Below are 15,163 nucleotides of genomic sequence, written 5' to 3' on the forward strand. Positions count from 1 at the left end.
TGGACATAAACTGGAAATTTACAACGGGAACACCAGACGCAAAAAAGCCTAATCCCCGGGTCGCTCCCAAAAGGATTAGGCATGATTTTCTATTGTTTGACAACCACGTTCTGGTTCGTGGGAGAGGTCTGTACGGTGAACTTGGAGGCCCGGATCCGGTTGTTCGAGCAGGTGATGTTTCTCTGAACGTAGCCCCGCAGATAGGTGCTCAGGTCAATGCCTCCGCCTCTTTTATGGACGAGAATATTGCCCCGGATCTCCCCTCCGGTCGCGTTCTGCCAGGTCCAGATTCCCCGTTCCCCGTTGTTGACCGTGTTGTTGAGAATTTTAAAATCCCGGATATTTCCGAGGCGAATGCCTGTCGTTCCGGCTATGGCGCTGCGATCTCCCATAGTGATTTGATTGTTCTGAATTCTAATGTCGTGGACCTCCTGGCCCGAGGCGACCTCAATCGCCGCGTAAAAGCTGCCGCTGCCGTTGATCGAATTTCTTTCGACAAGCTGGTGGTTGCCGTACAGGCTGATGGCCGAATACATATCGGGCGCAAGCTTGCCCTTGTTGCTGCCCATGTAGTAATTATTGTTCAAATAAGAGTTGGTAATCAAGTTGTCGCGGGTCGTAATTCCTTCGGCATAGATTTTTATCGCCCGTTTGGCGCAGTGATCGAACCGGTTGCCGGAAATCGCGCTGCCCACTTCGCTCCCCTGTCCGCCGTCCAACGCGGGGTCCTCATAATAGATGCCGTCGCCGTCGTCCGCCGGTCCGATATGATGAATGTGGCTGGCGCTGATCGTCACATTCCTTGCAACCCGCTCCGCGCTGCCCCAAGCGGTCGTTACGTAAATGCCTCTGGCGATCAGGCTGCCGCTCGTAAGATTCACCGCTTGGACATGGGATACCTTGCAGCCGGAAATGGAAATGGCCTCCGAGTTTCCATAAATCACGATGCCGGCTACAATCCCGGTGTAATACTCACTTTCGGGATCTGTACTGTGCGTAGCACGGGTAACCTCAACATTCTCCACCGTCACCTCGCGGCTGCCCCCGCCGATCACCAGCACCCGGTTAACCCGGTTATTCCCGTCGAGGACGAGATCGCGAATCCCGATTTGATCGCCCGCCGCCCGCATCAGTTCCCAACCGAATCCCCCGGCGGAAGCCCTTAGAATAGAAGTGTTTCCGTCTCCCTGAATCGTGGTCCTCCCGCAGACCCGAAGCGCCTTGCCCGGACGGATCATATAGACGCCGCCGGGAAAATAAACGGTATCCCCGCTTCGCATCGCCTGATCCAGCGCCTTCTGAATGGCGGCCGAATCGTCGGTACGGCCATTGCCCCGGGCTCCCAACATCGTTACATCAATCATGGCCCTTCCCCCCAACATCATGGATGTGGCTTACCGGCCCCCTTGAGAACGATTTTTTTGTACATCCTCTATCCTTATTTAATAACGGGGAGAACCAAGGGGCAATGGGCATATACCTCAAATTTAAATTATTCCACTCGGCTCGCCGGCGGCAGGGTCAAATACATCTCATACTGAAAAAGGGATTCTCGCTGAAATCCCTGCCCTTGCAAAAAGCCCTCCATCCAAGCGTTATTAGCCATAGAAACACTGAGCCTGGACAGATCCAGCTCGCGAGCGGCCGTCCGCAGCAGCAATGTTGCCGCCCCGCGGCACCGGAAGGAAGGGTCCACCAGCAGTACCGAGACCCGGCCCTCCCCACTTATCGCCAGCATTCCCGCAGGCTCATCGTTTACGGAAGCGCTAAAAAATGAGAATGTGTTGCTTTTCCGGATATAGTCCAGGTCATTCTGCCAATTAAGGTGAAAATACCGCCGCTCCGTTACCCACGCTTCAAAGGTATCCCACTCCGCTCTCCCGACCGACATCTCCTTATCGGCAACCGGTCCCAGAGTGCCCGGATCGTTCAAACTAAAGTAGGACAGTTCGTACACTTTCCGGTATCCGAGTTTGTCGTAAAAAGCAATCGCCCGATCATTCCCCGCGATCACTTCCAGATACAGCTGACGGCATCCCTGAAGCACCGCTTCCTCACGATGCAGTTCCATCAAACGGCGGCTGACACCCCGGCCGCGTTCGTCCGGAATGACGGCCAACGCCCCGCATCGCATCGTGAGAACTCCCTCGTATTCCCGAATCCCTCCGAGGACCAGGCCGACAGGCTTGCCGCCTCTAAGCGCTACGAAGGAGTGCTCTCTCGCATTGCCTTCCGGGCCGAAAAAACGGTCGGCAAACTGCTCCATCGTCAATTGAAACCGGATGAGATAATCGGAGAATCCCGCTTGAAACGCGGCAAACAGAAGCGGCCATTCGCACTCCGTACCTCGATAATATCGAAGCTCTTCCATGTTTACCCCTCCTTATGTACCTATCGATAATAGCCGTATATCCCTAAATATAGCAAAAAGCCCGCCTTGTTTATAGCGGGCTCTTCATGCGCGAGAGCGACCATGCTGGCGGGAGCGGATTTTCGGCTATCTAGGTTGAACTAAAGAATTGGCGTTGGGCAAGGATATGAAATGGTTTCGGAGATACGTTGCCAACATCCACAATTGTAGATATAAAGCGCCCTCGCATCGTCGGAGTCTACACACTAACGGGAAAACCTCCCGTTAATCTACCGCTCTTGGTTCTTGAATCGGATTTAGCTGGAAATTCTCCATCTATTTCGCGGCCTAATTTCCGATAGACACATTTTCAGGCGAATTACCGGGAGGTTTTCCAGCTAATTCCCCTCTGCAGCCGCATACGCACCAAATTAACGGGAAGAATTCCCTTTAATTTGAACCAACCATGAGCTGTAGGCCAAGAGTGTGAAAAGAACCCTTTACACTTGTCTAATAGGCAAATCAATAGTTCAACCTATATAGTCACTTTTTCGCCAGACTGGGAGCATCTTCGGCAAGTGCGTCCAATTCGCGCTTCAGTTCATCCCGCAAGCCGGCGACAAGCTTATCGTCCGCAGCATCCCGGTAAATTTGCTCAAGCCGTTCCCGGCGGGTTTTGACTTCGGCCAGCAAGGAGATCGATTGCTTCATGGACGCGGAATAGCGTTCCTTGATCGCACGCAGGGGGGCTTCGAATTTCTCGTCCGTTCCCGGCGTAATCGCCAGTTCATATACATCGAGAATACTGTCGCCTTCGCGGGAAGGGAAATGCTCGTGCGGCGCGGTGCTGTCAAAGATCGCCAGGCTCAGCTCCGGAAAGATGAGCATATCCAGGCTGTTCGGGTCGAAGCCGCAATGGTACACCTCCGTGCCGATCCCCCGCTCCTCGGCCAGCGCGGCGAGCTTCCGGAACAGCGTCGATTTTCCGGAGCCCGGCCGGCCCTTGACATAAATCCGCGTGCGCAGCCGATCCGTCAAATTCAGGACGAAATCGACCGCTCCCCGCCAGGTAGCCGCACCGAGGAACCGATGCGTCATTCGGGCCGGGCCTGCGTTTTCGAAGACGGGCAAATGCGTATCGGCAAACTCGGCGGCCAATTGGTTCATCTTTTCCCGATCCAATTGGTCGATATAGTAATTCTCCCATTCATCATGAATGCGCAGTGTCCGCAAAAATGTCGCATACGCCTCCTCGTACAGGCCTGCGATTTCTTCTTCCAGACTTTGCAGTTCTTCGCGGGCGGATGCGAGCATCTCCTCCCGGAACGCCGTTCGAAGATCGATAAAGGACAGCTTCGCTCCTTCCGGCTCAAAACCTTCGGGCCAAGCTTCGCCGTCCACAAAACCCGCCGACAACTCCTCGATGGTAAGGCCTTCAAGCAGATCGCCATCAAGCGGCTGATGAATCAATTGCAGGCTCCATCCGCTCCCTTCGATGGTTGAAGCCAAATGCTTCAGCAAACCGGCCGCCGCTCCCGGAACACCTTTTAATACGTAAATCGCCGAAAGTCCCTGAAACGCCGAATCGACCAGACTGTACAGGCCGGCCGCCGTATTCCCCCGCGCAAAATAGTGAAGCTCCCGCTTTGTCATGCGGAATCCAACTCCTCTCCTAACCTGGTGTTTCATACCTTACACCTTATGCGAGATAGCGGCCCTGTGTGTTTGCCCAGCTCGCACCGATTTCACGGAAGAAGTCTATCGCGAAGGAAACCCGGCGTTTGTTAGGCGGTTTAGCGCTTGAGCCAACGGTGCAGATCGACCACGGAATGAAGCGCGTACTCGATGCGGACCGGACGGCCGTTTTCGAGGATCACCAGGCAGGGCACGCTGGAAATCCGCCATGTCTCCCGCAGTACGGGCGCAAAGTTGATGTTGATTTTGGAGACCGGCATCGCCGCCCCGGTCTCCAGAACGATTCCGAGCATCCGCTCCGCCAAGGCGCACGTTCCGCACAGGGGCGTATGAAAATATACCGCTTCCGGATCGTTTCCCGCCTCCTGTTGGAGATGAGCCAGCAGTTCTTTTTCCGACCTTTCCGGAATGTTCACGCACATTCCTCCTCTCTTTACAAATCCGTCTAAGTACCGCCATAATAGTGACAAAGATTGTCACCGTATAGCAAAACCAATATCGCTATTAGGTTGGATTAAAGAAGTAGCCAGTGCCCCTTCAGACAACCTTGATATCATAGAATTCCTGCATATCTGCAATGCGTATCAATAATCCAACTATAGCGGAGGAGATCCGACTTGCCCAAATCGAAACGATTGATGGAGCTGATGATGACCGTCAACCGGAAGCGCAAATTTACGGTCCGTGAACTGGCCGAGGAATTCGGCGTCTCTTCCCGCACCATTTTGCGGGATCTGCAGGAGCTGAGCGAGCTTGGCGTCCCTCTATACTCCGAGGTCGGTCCGCACGGCGGCTACCAAGTGTTAAACGAGCGTGTGCTGCCGCCGATCGCCTTTACCGAGGGAGAGGCCGTCGCGATTTTTTTCGCCAGTCACGCGCTGCGCCACTATGCTTATCTTCCCTTTGAGACGGAGGCGGCCTCCGCGCTCGGGAAATTTTATCATTTCATGCCGGGCGATGTCCGCGACCGGATCGACGAAATGAAAAACCGCGTCGATTTCGTCACGCCGGAGAGAAATTCCCGCTTCCCTTACCTCCCGCTGCTGCTGGATAGCGCCGTGCGTCGGCAAGTGACCCGGGTGGAGTACGCCCCGGCGGGCGACGGCCAACCAGACTGCCGGGATATTCAACCCGTCGGCATCTACGCCAAAAACGGTCTGTGGTACTGCCCCGCTTACTGCTTTCAACGGGCGGATTTCCGGTTGTTCCGCTGCGACAGGATTCTGTCCGCCGCCCCTTCATCGGAAATCCCGCCCCTGGATTTAAGCGAAGTTCACCTGGACAATTGGGAAGCCGGCATCCGCTCCAAAGTCCACGATACCAACATCCGTGTGGAACTAAGCCCTACGGGAGCGGAGCTGTGCGAGGCCGAGCTGAGCCGTCACATCCCGCTTCATCTCCGGGAAGACGGTTCCGGCTACCTGCAAGGCACGATACCGCTCGGGGAGGTGCCTTTTTTGGCGAGTTTTTTTATCGGATTGGGCAGTGAAGCCACCGTCCTTGAACCGCCTGAGCTGATCGAGGAAATCAAGCGGAAGCTGGCCGAATTGACGGCCAAATACCGATAGCCCGGGTATCACGTTCCGACTCGGCTGCGGTAGCTGCGGGGCGATACCCCGGTAATTCGTTTGAAAACCCGGGAAAAATAAAACATATCCTTGTACCCCAGCGCCTCGCCGATTTCCTTCACGCTCATGTCCGTGTTGAGCAAAATATTCCTCGCTTCGGCGGTTTTCAGCCGGTGGATAAACTCATTCAAAGGGTAGCCGGTGTATTCGTGGACGACCCGGCGGAGCGTGGACACGGAAATATGATGCCTGGCGGCAAGCTCGGAAGCGCTCGGGGTCTCATATAGGGAGCGGCCCAGGTCCTCGATGATTTTCAAGGCGAACCTGCCCCGATTCCCCGCCTCCGCCCGGTCTCCCTGGGAGACAAGTTCATACAGCAGCGATTCCAGAAGCAGGGCCGCCCGGTCCAGGTTGCTCGGTATGCCGCTGTCGATCAGCATAAACATCATCTCCATTTTGTTCAGCAGCGTTTCGTCGACAGAGACAATTTTGACCGCATCGACCTCAAACAGCCAATCCCGGAGCCACTCCTCCACCCTCTCCCCTTTTACCGTGAAATAGTACTCATCCCAAAAACCTCCGGTATCCGGTCCGTAATTGAACTCCACTCCGGGGTAAAGACAGAACCAGGAACCGGCCTCCACCCGTCTCACTTCACCGCCGCCCACCTGGTAATACCCGCTTCCCGCGGTAATGACGACGAACGCCCAGTCCCGGAACTCGGAATCGCTGCGCTGCGACGTTCTTCCGGGCAAATGCCCGGCGGAGACGATCGACAGCGATTGGAGCTTCAAGCGCTTGGGATCGACGGCCGGATCGAAGACGCGTATCGGATGAGGACTGATCATATAATCCATATACTTTGTCATCCTGCACATTCTCCCTTTACTACGACTGTGATAGATTATGGTTAATTGAACAAATAAAACAAATTTATGCAATCCAGCCGGTATCATTGTAGCAGACTTGCATAAGTAAGGAAAGGATGTAAGCGATCGCAATGAGCGCACTGAAAGTAGGCCTGATCGGCAATGGATCAATTTCGGAATCCCATCTGCAAGCTTATTTGTCCAACCCCAAAGCGGAGCTGGTCGCCGTCTGCGACCTGAAGGAGGACCGGGCGCGGGACACCGCGGCCAAATACAATATCCCGCATGTGTACACCGATTACCGGGAACTGCTCGCCAACCCGGAGGTCCAGGCCGTAAGCATTTGCACCTGGAACAATTCGCACGCCGAAATCAGCATTGCGGCGCTGCAGGCGGGCAAGGACGTGTTGTGCGAAAAGCCGTTGTGCAAGACGGTGGAGGAAGCCCTCCGGATCGAGCGGGCCGTCCGCGAAACAGGGAAACTGCTTCAGATCGGCTATGTGCGCCGCCACGCCTCCAACATCGCCGTGTTGAAGAAGTTTATCGATGCCGGGGATCTCGGGGAGATTTATTTTGCCAAGGCGAGCCTCGTCCGGCGCTTGGGCAATCCCGGCGGCTGGTTTGCGGATAAGGAACGGTCGGGCGGCGGCCCGCTGATCGATATCGGGGTGCATGTGATCGACCTGTGCTGGTATCTGATGGGGAAACCAAAAGTGAAGTCCGTGAGCGGCAATACGTACAACAAGCTCGGCAACCGCTCTCATATCGAAAACTACGATTTTTACAAAGCGGCTGATTACGACGCTTCCTTCAATACCGTGGAGGATATGGCCAACGCGCTGATCCGCTTCGACAACGGCGCTTCGCTGCTGGTCGACGTCAGCTTCTCCCTCCATGCCCGGGAGAACTCGGCGCAGATCAACATCTACGGCGACAAGGGGGGCGCCGAAATCGAGCCGGTGTTGGCGATCGTGACCGAGCGGCACAACACGATCATCAATATCGATCCGCAGATCAGCAGTCCGGGCTTCGAGTTTCAGGGGAGTTTCGACAGGGAGATCAACCATTTTGTCGACAGCTGCCTCGGCCTGCACGAGACGAACTGCCCGGTGGAGGACGGCGTGGAAATGATCAAAATTTTGAACGCCATTTACGAGTCCGCGGCAACGGGCCGAGAAATTCAATTTTAGAGACGGGTGAGGAGGCGATACGAATATGAAATTGCCAAATAAAATCGGCGTAATTGTGGACAGCTTCGGCGTTGGCGTTAAGGAAGGATTGAAGCAGGCTAAAGCGGTAGGTGCGGAAGGGGTGCAAATTTACGCCGTCTCCGGCGAGATGGACCCCGCAGCTCTGACCGCCGCCAAGCGTAAGGAACTGCGCGATTACATCGCGGGCTTGGGCCTGGAAATTTCCGCGCTGTGCGGCGATCTGGCCGGCCACGGTTTTCAGGACGCGGAGGCCAATCCGGCCAAGGTGGAAAAATCCAAGCGGATTCTCGACCTGGCGGTCGAGCTCGGCACCAACATCGTCACCACGCATATCGGCATCGTTCCGGAAGATCCAAACAGCCGTATTTACGAGGCGCTGCAGCGCGCTTGCGAGGAACTCGGCGTGTACGCCAAAAGCATGAACGCTTACTTCGCGATCGAGACCGGACCGGAGCCGGCCGCTCATTTAAAAAGCTTCCTGGACACGCTCAGCACAAACGGCGTCTCCGTGAATTTCGACCCGGCCAACATGGTGATGGTCACCGGCGACGATCCGGTCCAAGGCGTCAAAACGCTGCGCGATTACATCGTCCACACTCATGTCAAGGACGGCAAACGGCTGCGGAAAGTGGATCCGAAGGAGGTTTACGGCTACCTCGGCTACGAGGCGATGGATCACCAAAAAATCGCCGAAATGGCCGCCTCCGGGGCCGCCTTCGAAGAGGTTCCGCTCGGCGAGGGCAGCGTCGATTTCCCGGCTTATTTCGCGGCATTGCAGGAAATCGGCTATACCGGCTACCTGACGATCGAGCGCGAGGTGGGCGAGCGTCCGGCGGAGGATATCGCCAAGGCGGTATCGTTTATCCGCTCGTTCCGCTAGGCGGGAGACACGGACTTCCCCCCGGGCAAGTGAAAAAGATGCAAATCTGCAGGAATTTCCCGCCGGATCAAGGTCCGCAAGGCGAAAAGATGCAAAAGTGCAGGAATTTTCGGCCATTTCTGCGGCAAGGGACCTCTTCGCTAAAAAGAGATGCAGATTTGCAGGAATTTTGATATTACAGCTCCATACGTTCGAAAAAGCCTGCAGATTTGCAGAAATTCTCAATCGCTATCTTAATATCCTTAAGAACAGGGAGATGAATCCGTTATGAAGCTGGGCATCAGTTCGTACAGCTTATATCAAGCCATGCACCAGGGTCGGATGAACATTCTGGAAGCCGCCGAATGGATCGCGGAAATCGGCGCGGAGCACATTGAAATTGTGCCTAATCTCGGTTTTGACTTCGATAGTACCCCGGAACTGGAAGAGCAGTTGAAGGAGAAAACCCGAGCCTTGGGCCTGGAGATGTCGGGCTACTGCATCGGAGCCAATTTCGTCATGAAAACGGAGGCGGAATACGAAGCGGAAATCGCCAGGGTCATCGCCGAAGTAGACCGCGTCAACCGGCTCGGTATCAAGCTGATGCGGCATGACGTCGCTTCCCGCGAAGACACTTCCATTGTCCGTTTTAACGAGGACTTGGAGAAGGCCGCGGCGGCCTGCCGGATCATCGCCGACCATGCGGCACAGTACGGCATCACCACCAGCGTGGAGAACCACGGCTACTATGTCCAGGCCAGCGACAGGGTTCAGGCGCTGATCCATGCGGTAGACCGTCCGAACTTCAAAACGACGCTGGATGTCGGCAACTTCGTTTGCGTGGACGAAAATCCCGTAACCGCGGTGAAGAGCAATTTGCCATATGCCTCCATGGTGCACATTAAAGATTTTTACATCCGTCCTTCCTACCGCAATCCGGGAGAGGGCTGGTTCCGCAGCGCCGGGGGCAGCTACCTCCGCGGCGCGATCGCCGGACACGGCGATCTCGATTTGTGGGAGATTCTTCGGGCCATCAAAAGCTCCGGTTACAACGGGTTCCTGTCGATTGAATACGAAGGCATGGAAGATGGTCTGACCGGTACCAAAATCGCCTTTGACAATGTCAAACGGATTTGGAACGAAGTCTAAAACGCGCAAAACCGGTTCGGAGCTTCCTTCCACGAGGAGTCCGGACCGGTTTTTATTTAGCCGTGCGTATTTCCCGAGAACTGGAGCCCCATGACGCCGGCGATGATCAGCATCAAGCATACGGCCTTCATCCAATTCAAGTCCTCCTTAAAGAACAGAAATCCGATGACCGCGATCAGCACCATGCCGACCCCCGACCAGATGGCATAGGCGATACTCACCTGGAGATTTTTCAGTGAAATGCCCAGCGATCCAAATGACAGAATATAAAAGACGCCCACCGCGATGGTTGGTCCAATTCGGGTATACCCTTCGGACAGCTTCATAAACGTCGTGCCGCAAACTTCAAATAAAATAGCCAAAGCTAGCCACATATAAGCCATTATTTCCTTCACCTCGAAATAGATATTGCTTCTGCTGACCTCGACGGGCTTACCCCGTTTGTCCTTCTCCCCGGTTTGGGGCTCGCCCTGCCTTAGTTCTTCACCCGGATTCCGTCCAGCAAAATATCGACCATATTTCTTAACGCTTCGCCGGAGGTCATGCGTTCAGAACGCACCTCCAGCAGCCTGTGCGTCGATCCCACATACATCTGAATCAGCAAATCCAAATCAAAACGGCGGATCGTCCCTTCGCGCACGCCTTCCTCGACAAGCTGCTCAACGCCTCTCCAGCCCTCGACGAGATAACGTTCGGCATGCTCCCAGGCTTCCGGATAGCTCCGCCGCAGATCATCCAGCAGACGGAAGTCCTTCACCGCCAGACTGCCGGGAAGCACGAGCAGGGCCTCACGCAGCTTCTCGGCAACCGTGAGAGATGTATCCTCGCGGATGGCCAGCTCTCTTCTCTTCATCTCTTCGATCTCTGCCAGCGTGATCGCCGTGATCAATTCTTCCTTCGAAGCAAAATGCTGATACAGCGTCTTGGAGCTGATGCCGAGCCGCGCAGTAAGCTCGCGGACCGAGAACTTCAGCCCCCGGTACGCCAATTCCTCCCTGGCCGCGCTCAGAATTCGTTCCCTCATCGGATTACGCCGCTCCTCTCTCTTTCGTAGGCTTCTCGACAGCCTGGTCCGATCGTACCAGACCCGGAATGAAGACGCACGGGTACAGCATCAAAAACAAGTTCGGCACCCACCAAACCAGATCGAAATCAACCCGGAAGCTCCAGAAAGCGATCGCTTGCAATCCCGAGCAGAAGGTCAGCACCATTGAGATCAAGGCCAGAGGCTTCCATGCGGGCCGTCTTTTGCGCCAAAGCGCAACCGACATAAGCCCCGTCACCGATATGAATAAGTCCAGCGGCAAAAAAGACAAGTTCCAGGCTACCAACAGCGGATTGTTATAGTCCTGATAAACGTAAGACTTGGGAATCCACTTCAAAAAGGTGGCCGCCCAATAAATAAGGAAGCCGATGTCGGTCATCAACATCAGCCAGGATAAACTCCTTCGCATCGCTCTCGTCCCTTCCGGAAAACTCAGAAAACGTTAATGTTTATTTGTTTTCCATCCTACCTTTTTCTTTTTCCTTTGTCAACGAAATACAAAAAGCGCGGGCCGTCAGAAGAGTTCTCTAACCTCTGACATCCCACGCTTCAATTTCGGCTTATCTTATCTCCTTACGCCGATGGTTACAATCTCGCATGGCCCGACCGGAAGGGATAGCCCGCCGACCGGATTACCGGTCAATGGAGCATGCGCATCTTCCATAATGGTCGTTTTGTATAATTGCTTGACCGGAATCTCCGGGCTGAACGTGAGCTCGGAGCCGCGGCGGCTCATGTTGAACCAGCGCAGCATCATGTCTCCCGTCTCCTCGTTGATTTTAAGCGAGGAGAAGGCCAGCTCCGCACTTTCCCAGCGAAGCACTGCCGATGACGGCGCGACGCTTCCGGCATGAGCCCCCGTCTGGGCCGCCGTCCAAGGGACCTGGAACTGATAGGCTTCGGCGTAAGCGGCATACGCCCCTTGCTCCCCGCCGCCATAAGGAATCAGTTCCAGACGGAAAGTATGCTCGCCGAGGCATTGCGCCTCCGGCGTCGGGAACAGGCCCCAATCGCCCAGTTCGCCGACGGCCCGCAGCAGCGTTACGGCGATCGTATTGCGGCCGTCCCGCAGCACCTCGTATTCATTCAGGCCGAGATTGGCTACGACCAGCCCCGCTTCGCCGTCGCTCAACTCCACGAAAGCCTGCTGATGCTGGGTGTTGCTCGGATTTTGCCATTCCGGAGCCGGCTCATTATCGCGCTCGGCAATTTCGAACATCGAGTCGGCGCGGTGTTTGGCGGCAGACAAATCGGTCGGGAACAGCATTCTGAGCCGATGATCCTTCGCCTGATTGTTCAGCTTCGTCTCGATCCGCACCCCTTTGCCGCCGGCCTCCAGGGAGAGCACGGTGCGAATCTCCAGCGGAACGAGACGCTTGGCGCGCTGGGCTTGGCGCTCAGGATAGTACACCAGCTCCCGCTGCTCCTGGTCCAGCAGTTCATTGGCGGAAGCCGGAATTTCCCAGGCATGCACGATTTCAAGAGCAGCGCGGTACGGCTTGTCTTCCAGCACACGGATTTGCGCGGCGATGCCATGGGTGGTCAGCGGCCTTTCGGCCTCAGGCTGACGGTACATATACTCGTTGCCGATATCCCCGGTGTTCTCATAAATGCCCAAATCCCGGTAGACGCGTCCCGACACCTTATCGCTCAGGGAGAACGAGCCGTCCTCAGCGATTTCGACCCGCAGCGCTTCGTTCTCCATCACAAGATGGCCCGTAAGCAGCGAACCGGCGTGCACCGCCTCCTCACGCTGCGGCCGCTTCACCCAAGCGTACGCGCGAAGCCCCAGCGCCGGAATCGCCTCTGCACGGAACGTGATCCGCACCTTGCGGCACATGTACGGCTGGCGGAACCGGTCGTCCGGCAGGTCATAGCCGAACAGCAGGCCCAGATCCTCCACGGTGCAGGCAACCTCCCGGCCGCGGTCGTCCACCAGGACGCGGCCGGACAGATCCACCGCCCTCATCCGGCGGGCGGTCTCCTCCAGGCCATGCCCGTCCCGCAGGTACAGGCGGGCGGCATCGATCTCCACCGCGATCACGCCCGACCGGGTCCAACCGGTCGTATTCATGGCGATCAGCGGGAGCGGATCTTCGCCAAAGGCGGCGAATCCCGACGTATCGACCGCTTCGGCGAGCGCCCGCTTGCTGTCGTCGATGATCGCCTCCGCCACATGGCGGCTCTTGGCAAAGCGCGTAACCATTTCGCGATGCACCTCGTCCACGCTGCAGCCGCAGATACTGTCGTGCGGGTGGTTTTGCATCAGCGTTTTCCACGCATACGTAAATAAGTGATGCGGATAGTCCTTACCCAGCAGATGCGCGAAGGAAGCCAGCGGCTCGGCCACTTTTTCCAACAAGGCCTGCCCTTCCTGGTTCATCTGCTTGAGATACACCCGCGCCGAGGCCGTGTTGACCAGCGTCCCCCAGCCGTCCGTCCGCTGGCTGCGCAGCTCGCCCTTGACCGTGGACAACTCCCGGTCCATCGCACCTTTCAGCGACTGCAGATATTGCGGCAGACTGGAATGCACGAACTCAGTGTCCGGATAAAGCCGTGCCGCCGTTTCCAGCGCCTCCGGCAGGTCGAGCTGAACCGGCTGGTGATCGCAGCCGTTCATAAACAGCAGTTCGCCCGTGGAGGCGTATTTCTCCGCATCCGCCAGCTTGCGCTCCCAGTACAGCTTGGCTTCCGCCTCGTCCACAGGTACCTCGTTGCCGTTGGAGTACCAGTTGGCGAACAGGATGCCCAGCACCTTCGAGCCGTCCGGGCCTTCCCAGAGCAGCTCGGAGAAGGAAGACTCATAGCCTCCGTCCGAAACCGTATTATTGAAGCCCGTCGGCTTCACGCCCCGCCCGAAAAAGACGTTGTCGATGCCCGACTGCTTCATCAGCTGCGGCGTCTGTCCGACCAGACCGAACGTGTCGGGGAAATAACCGATTTTGGCCGGTTCCCCGTACGCTTTGGCATCCCGGCGGCCGATCTGCATGTTGCGCACATTGGCCTCGCCGCTCGTCAAAAACGCATCCTGCAAAATGTACCAGGGCCCGATCAGAATCCGGCCATTCCGGATATGCTTCTCCAGCCGTTCCTTGTTCTCAGGCCGCACTTGGAGGTAATCCTCCAGAATGATCGTCTGCCCGTCGAGATAGAAGCTCCTGAAAGCATCGCTTTGATCCAATTTGTCCAAAAGAGCATCGACCAACGCGACCAGCCGAACATGGTGCTTCTCATAAGGCAGGTACCATTCCCGGTCCCAGTGAGTGTGGGAAATAAGGTGGGCCGTTCTTTTTTTATCCATGTGGATGGAGTCCCCTCGCTTTCTCGTGAATTTGGTTTGTGTATGGTTCAATTCCTGCACTTTTGCATCTTCTTGCCGCGGGCTAAGATTTACGCCTCTTCCAGCGGATATTGCTCCATGTAGCTCAGCAGCTCATCCACGGTCGTGAAGGCCAATCCGGTCACGGTATCGGCGCAGCCATAGTAAATCGCGATCCGCCCGGTGTCGGCGTCCGTCAGGGCGGCGCAAGGGAAAGTTACGTTCGGTACGTCTCCGACGCATTCGTACAGCGTTTCCGGACCGAGGATGTAGTTGCGCGACCGCGCTTTGACGATCCACGGCTTGTCGAGGTCCAGCAGCGCGCAGCCCATGCGGTACACGAACCCGTTGCAGGTATTGATGACACCGTGGTAGATCAGGAGCCACCCTTGGTCGGTTTCGATCGGAACCGGTCCGGGGCCGATTTTTTTGGACTGCCAGGCGGAAGCGTCCCCGTTGATCGTCCCCATCACATAGCGATGCTTGCCCCAGAAGGTCAAATCGGGACTCTCGCTGTAAAAAATATCCCCGAACGGCGTGTGGCCCGTATCGCTCGGACGGCTCAGCATGGCGTAGCGCTCCCCGATTTTCCGCGGGAACAGCACCCCGTTGCGGTTATACGGCAAAAAGGCGTTTTCCAGTTGGTGGAACGTTTTGAAATCGGTCGTATAAGCGATGCCGATCGTCGGGCCGTGATAGCCGTTGCACCAGGTGATGTAATAGCGGTCGCCGATTTTGCAGACCCGCGGGTCGTAACGGTACTCCCGCTTGATCACTTCCTCGTCCCCTTCAAAAACGATCGGGTCGTGGTTGATGGTCCAATTTACGCCATCGTCGCTGAAGCCGGCAAAAATGTCCATGCTCACCGATCTGGAATCGCAGCGGAACACCCCGGCAAATCCGTCACCGAAAGGAACGACGGCCGAGTTGAACACGCTGTTCGAGTTCGGGATCGCGTGCCGCTCGATAATCGGGTTTTGCGAATAGCGCCAAACCGGGGCGTTCAGGCCCTCGGGTTTATCCTGCCAAGGGATATTTTTCAGGGATTCGCCAATAATTTTGCTCATGATCAAGTCTCCTTTTTCCTGGAATAGTTAT

14 protein-coding genes are annotated in these 15,163 nt (G+C 56.2%); 4 read left to right on the forward strand and 10 right to left on the reverse strand.

Annotated features, from left to right (window positions below):
* Positions 1-89: 89 nt before the first annotated feature.
* The 4 genes from V4U84_RS15620 to V4U84_RS15635 form a co-directional block, all read right to left on the reverse strand.
* Positions 90-1,364: a glycosyl hydrolase family 28-related protein gene (locus V4U84_RS15620; protein ID WP_334074910.1), complete on the reverse strand. Its 1,275-nt coding sequence runs from the start codon at positions 1,362-1,364 to the stop codon at positions 90-92.
* 128 nt (positions 1,365-1,492) lie between these two features.
* Complete coding sequence (locus V4U84_RS15625; RefSeq protein ID WP_334074911.1) at positions 1,493-2,371, reverse strand: GNAT family N-acetyltransferase; 879 nt, start codon at positions 2,369-2,371, stop codon at positions 1,493-1,495.
* A 522-nt stretch (positions 2,372-2,893) separates the two neighbouring features.
* Entirely contained in the window at positions 2,894-4,003 is a 1,110-nt protein-coding gene (locus V4U84_RS15630) for a hypothetical protein (protein ID WP_334074912.1), read from the reverse strand.
* Between the two features lie 140 nt (positions 4,004-4,143).
* On the reverse strand, positions 4,144-4,461 hold the full coding sequence (locus tag V4U84_RS15635; RefSeq protein ID WP_334074913.1) for a thioredoxin family protein: 318 nt from the start codon (positions 4,459-4,461) through the stop codon (positions 4,144-4,146).
* A gap of 201 nt (positions 4,462-4,662) precedes the next feature.
* On the opposite strand from V4U84_RS15635, the gene V4U84_RS15640 reads away from it, so the two are divergent.
* Complete coding sequence (locus tag V4U84_RS15640; protein ID WP_334074914.1) at positions 4,663-5,613, forward strand: helix-turn-helix transcriptional regulator; 951 nt, start codon at positions 4,663-4,665, stop codon at positions 5,611-5,613.
* A gap of 8 nt (positions 5,614-5,621) precedes the next feature.
* On the opposite strand, the gene V4U84_RS15645 is transcribed toward V4U84_RS15640, so the two are convergent.
* Complete coding sequence (locus tag V4U84_RS15645) at positions 5,622-6,482, reverse strand: helix-turn-helix domain-containing protein (RefSeq protein WP_334074915.1); 861 nt, start codon at positions 6,480-6,482, stop codon at positions 5,622-5,624.
* A gap of 131 nt (positions 6,483-6,613) precedes the next feature.
* Here V4U84_RS15645 and V4U84_RS15650 point away from each other — a divergent pair, with 131 nt between their 5' ends.
* From V4U84_RS15650 to V4U84_RS15660, 3 genes are all read left to right on the forward strand, one after another.
* Positions 6,614-7,672: a Gfo/Idh/MocA family protein gene (locus V4U84_RS15650; RefSeq protein WP_334074916.1), complete on the forward strand. Its 1,059-nt coding sequence runs from the start codon at positions 6,614-6,616 to the stop codon at positions 7,670-7,672.
* A 25-nt stretch (positions 7,673-7,697) separates the two neighbouring features.
* Positions 7,698-8,573 (forward strand): sugar phosphate isomerase/epimerase family protein, encoded by an 876-nt coding sequence (locus V4U84_RS15655; protein WP_334074917.1) that lies wholly within the window; start codon positions 7,698-7,700, stop codon positions 8,571-8,573.
* Between the two features lie 267 nt (positions 8,574-8,840).
* Positions 8,841-9,701, forward strand: coding sequence for a sugar phosphate isomerase/epimerase family protein (locus V4U84_RS15660; protein WP_334074350.1), 861 nt, complete (start codon positions 8,841-8,843; stop codon positions 9,699-9,701).
* Between the two features lie 56 nt (positions 9,702-9,757).
* On the opposite strand, the gene V4U84_RS15665 is transcribed toward V4U84_RS15660, so the two are convergent.
* The 5 genes from V4U84_RS15665 to V4U84_RS15685 form a co-directional block, all read right to left on the reverse strand.
* Entirely contained in the window at positions 9,758-10,084 is a 327-nt protein-coding gene (locus V4U84_RS15665) for a DMT family transporter (RefSeq protein ID WP_334074349.1), read from the reverse strand.
* A gap of 92 nt (positions 10,085-10,176) precedes the next feature.
* Positions 10,177-10,725 (reverse strand): TetR/AcrR family transcriptional regulator, encoded by a 549-nt coding sequence (locus V4U84_RS15670; RefSeq protein ID WP_334077500.1) that lies wholly within the window; start codon positions 10,723-10,725, stop codon positions 10,177-10,179.
* A gap of 4 nt (positions 10,726-10,729) precedes the next feature.
* Positions 10,730-11,155, reverse strand: a complete 426-nt coding sequence (locus V4U84_RS15675; RefSeq protein WP_334074347.1) for a YvaD family protein — start codon at positions 11,153-11,155, stop codon at positions 10,730-10,732.
* 156 nt (positions 11,156-11,311) lie between these two features.
* Positions 11,312-14,047, reverse strand: coding sequence for an alpha-mannosidase (locus V4U84_RS15680; RefSeq protein ID WP_334077501.1), 2,736 nt, complete (start codon positions 14,045-14,047; stop codon positions 11,312-11,314).
* An 89-nt stretch (positions 14,048-14,136) separates the two neighbouring features.
* Entirely contained in the window at positions 14,137-15,132 is a 996-nt protein-coding gene (locus V4U84_RS15685) for a glycoside hydrolase family 130 protein (protein WP_213509117.1), read from the reverse strand.
* Positions 15,133-15,163: the final 31 nt, after the last annotated feature.

The sequence above is a fragment of the Paenibacillus sanfengchensis genome, assembly GCF_036864765.1.
Classification (GTDB): domain Bacteria; phylum Bacillota; class Bacilli; order Paenibacillales; family Paenibacillaceae; genus Fontibacillus; species Fontibacillus sanfengchensis.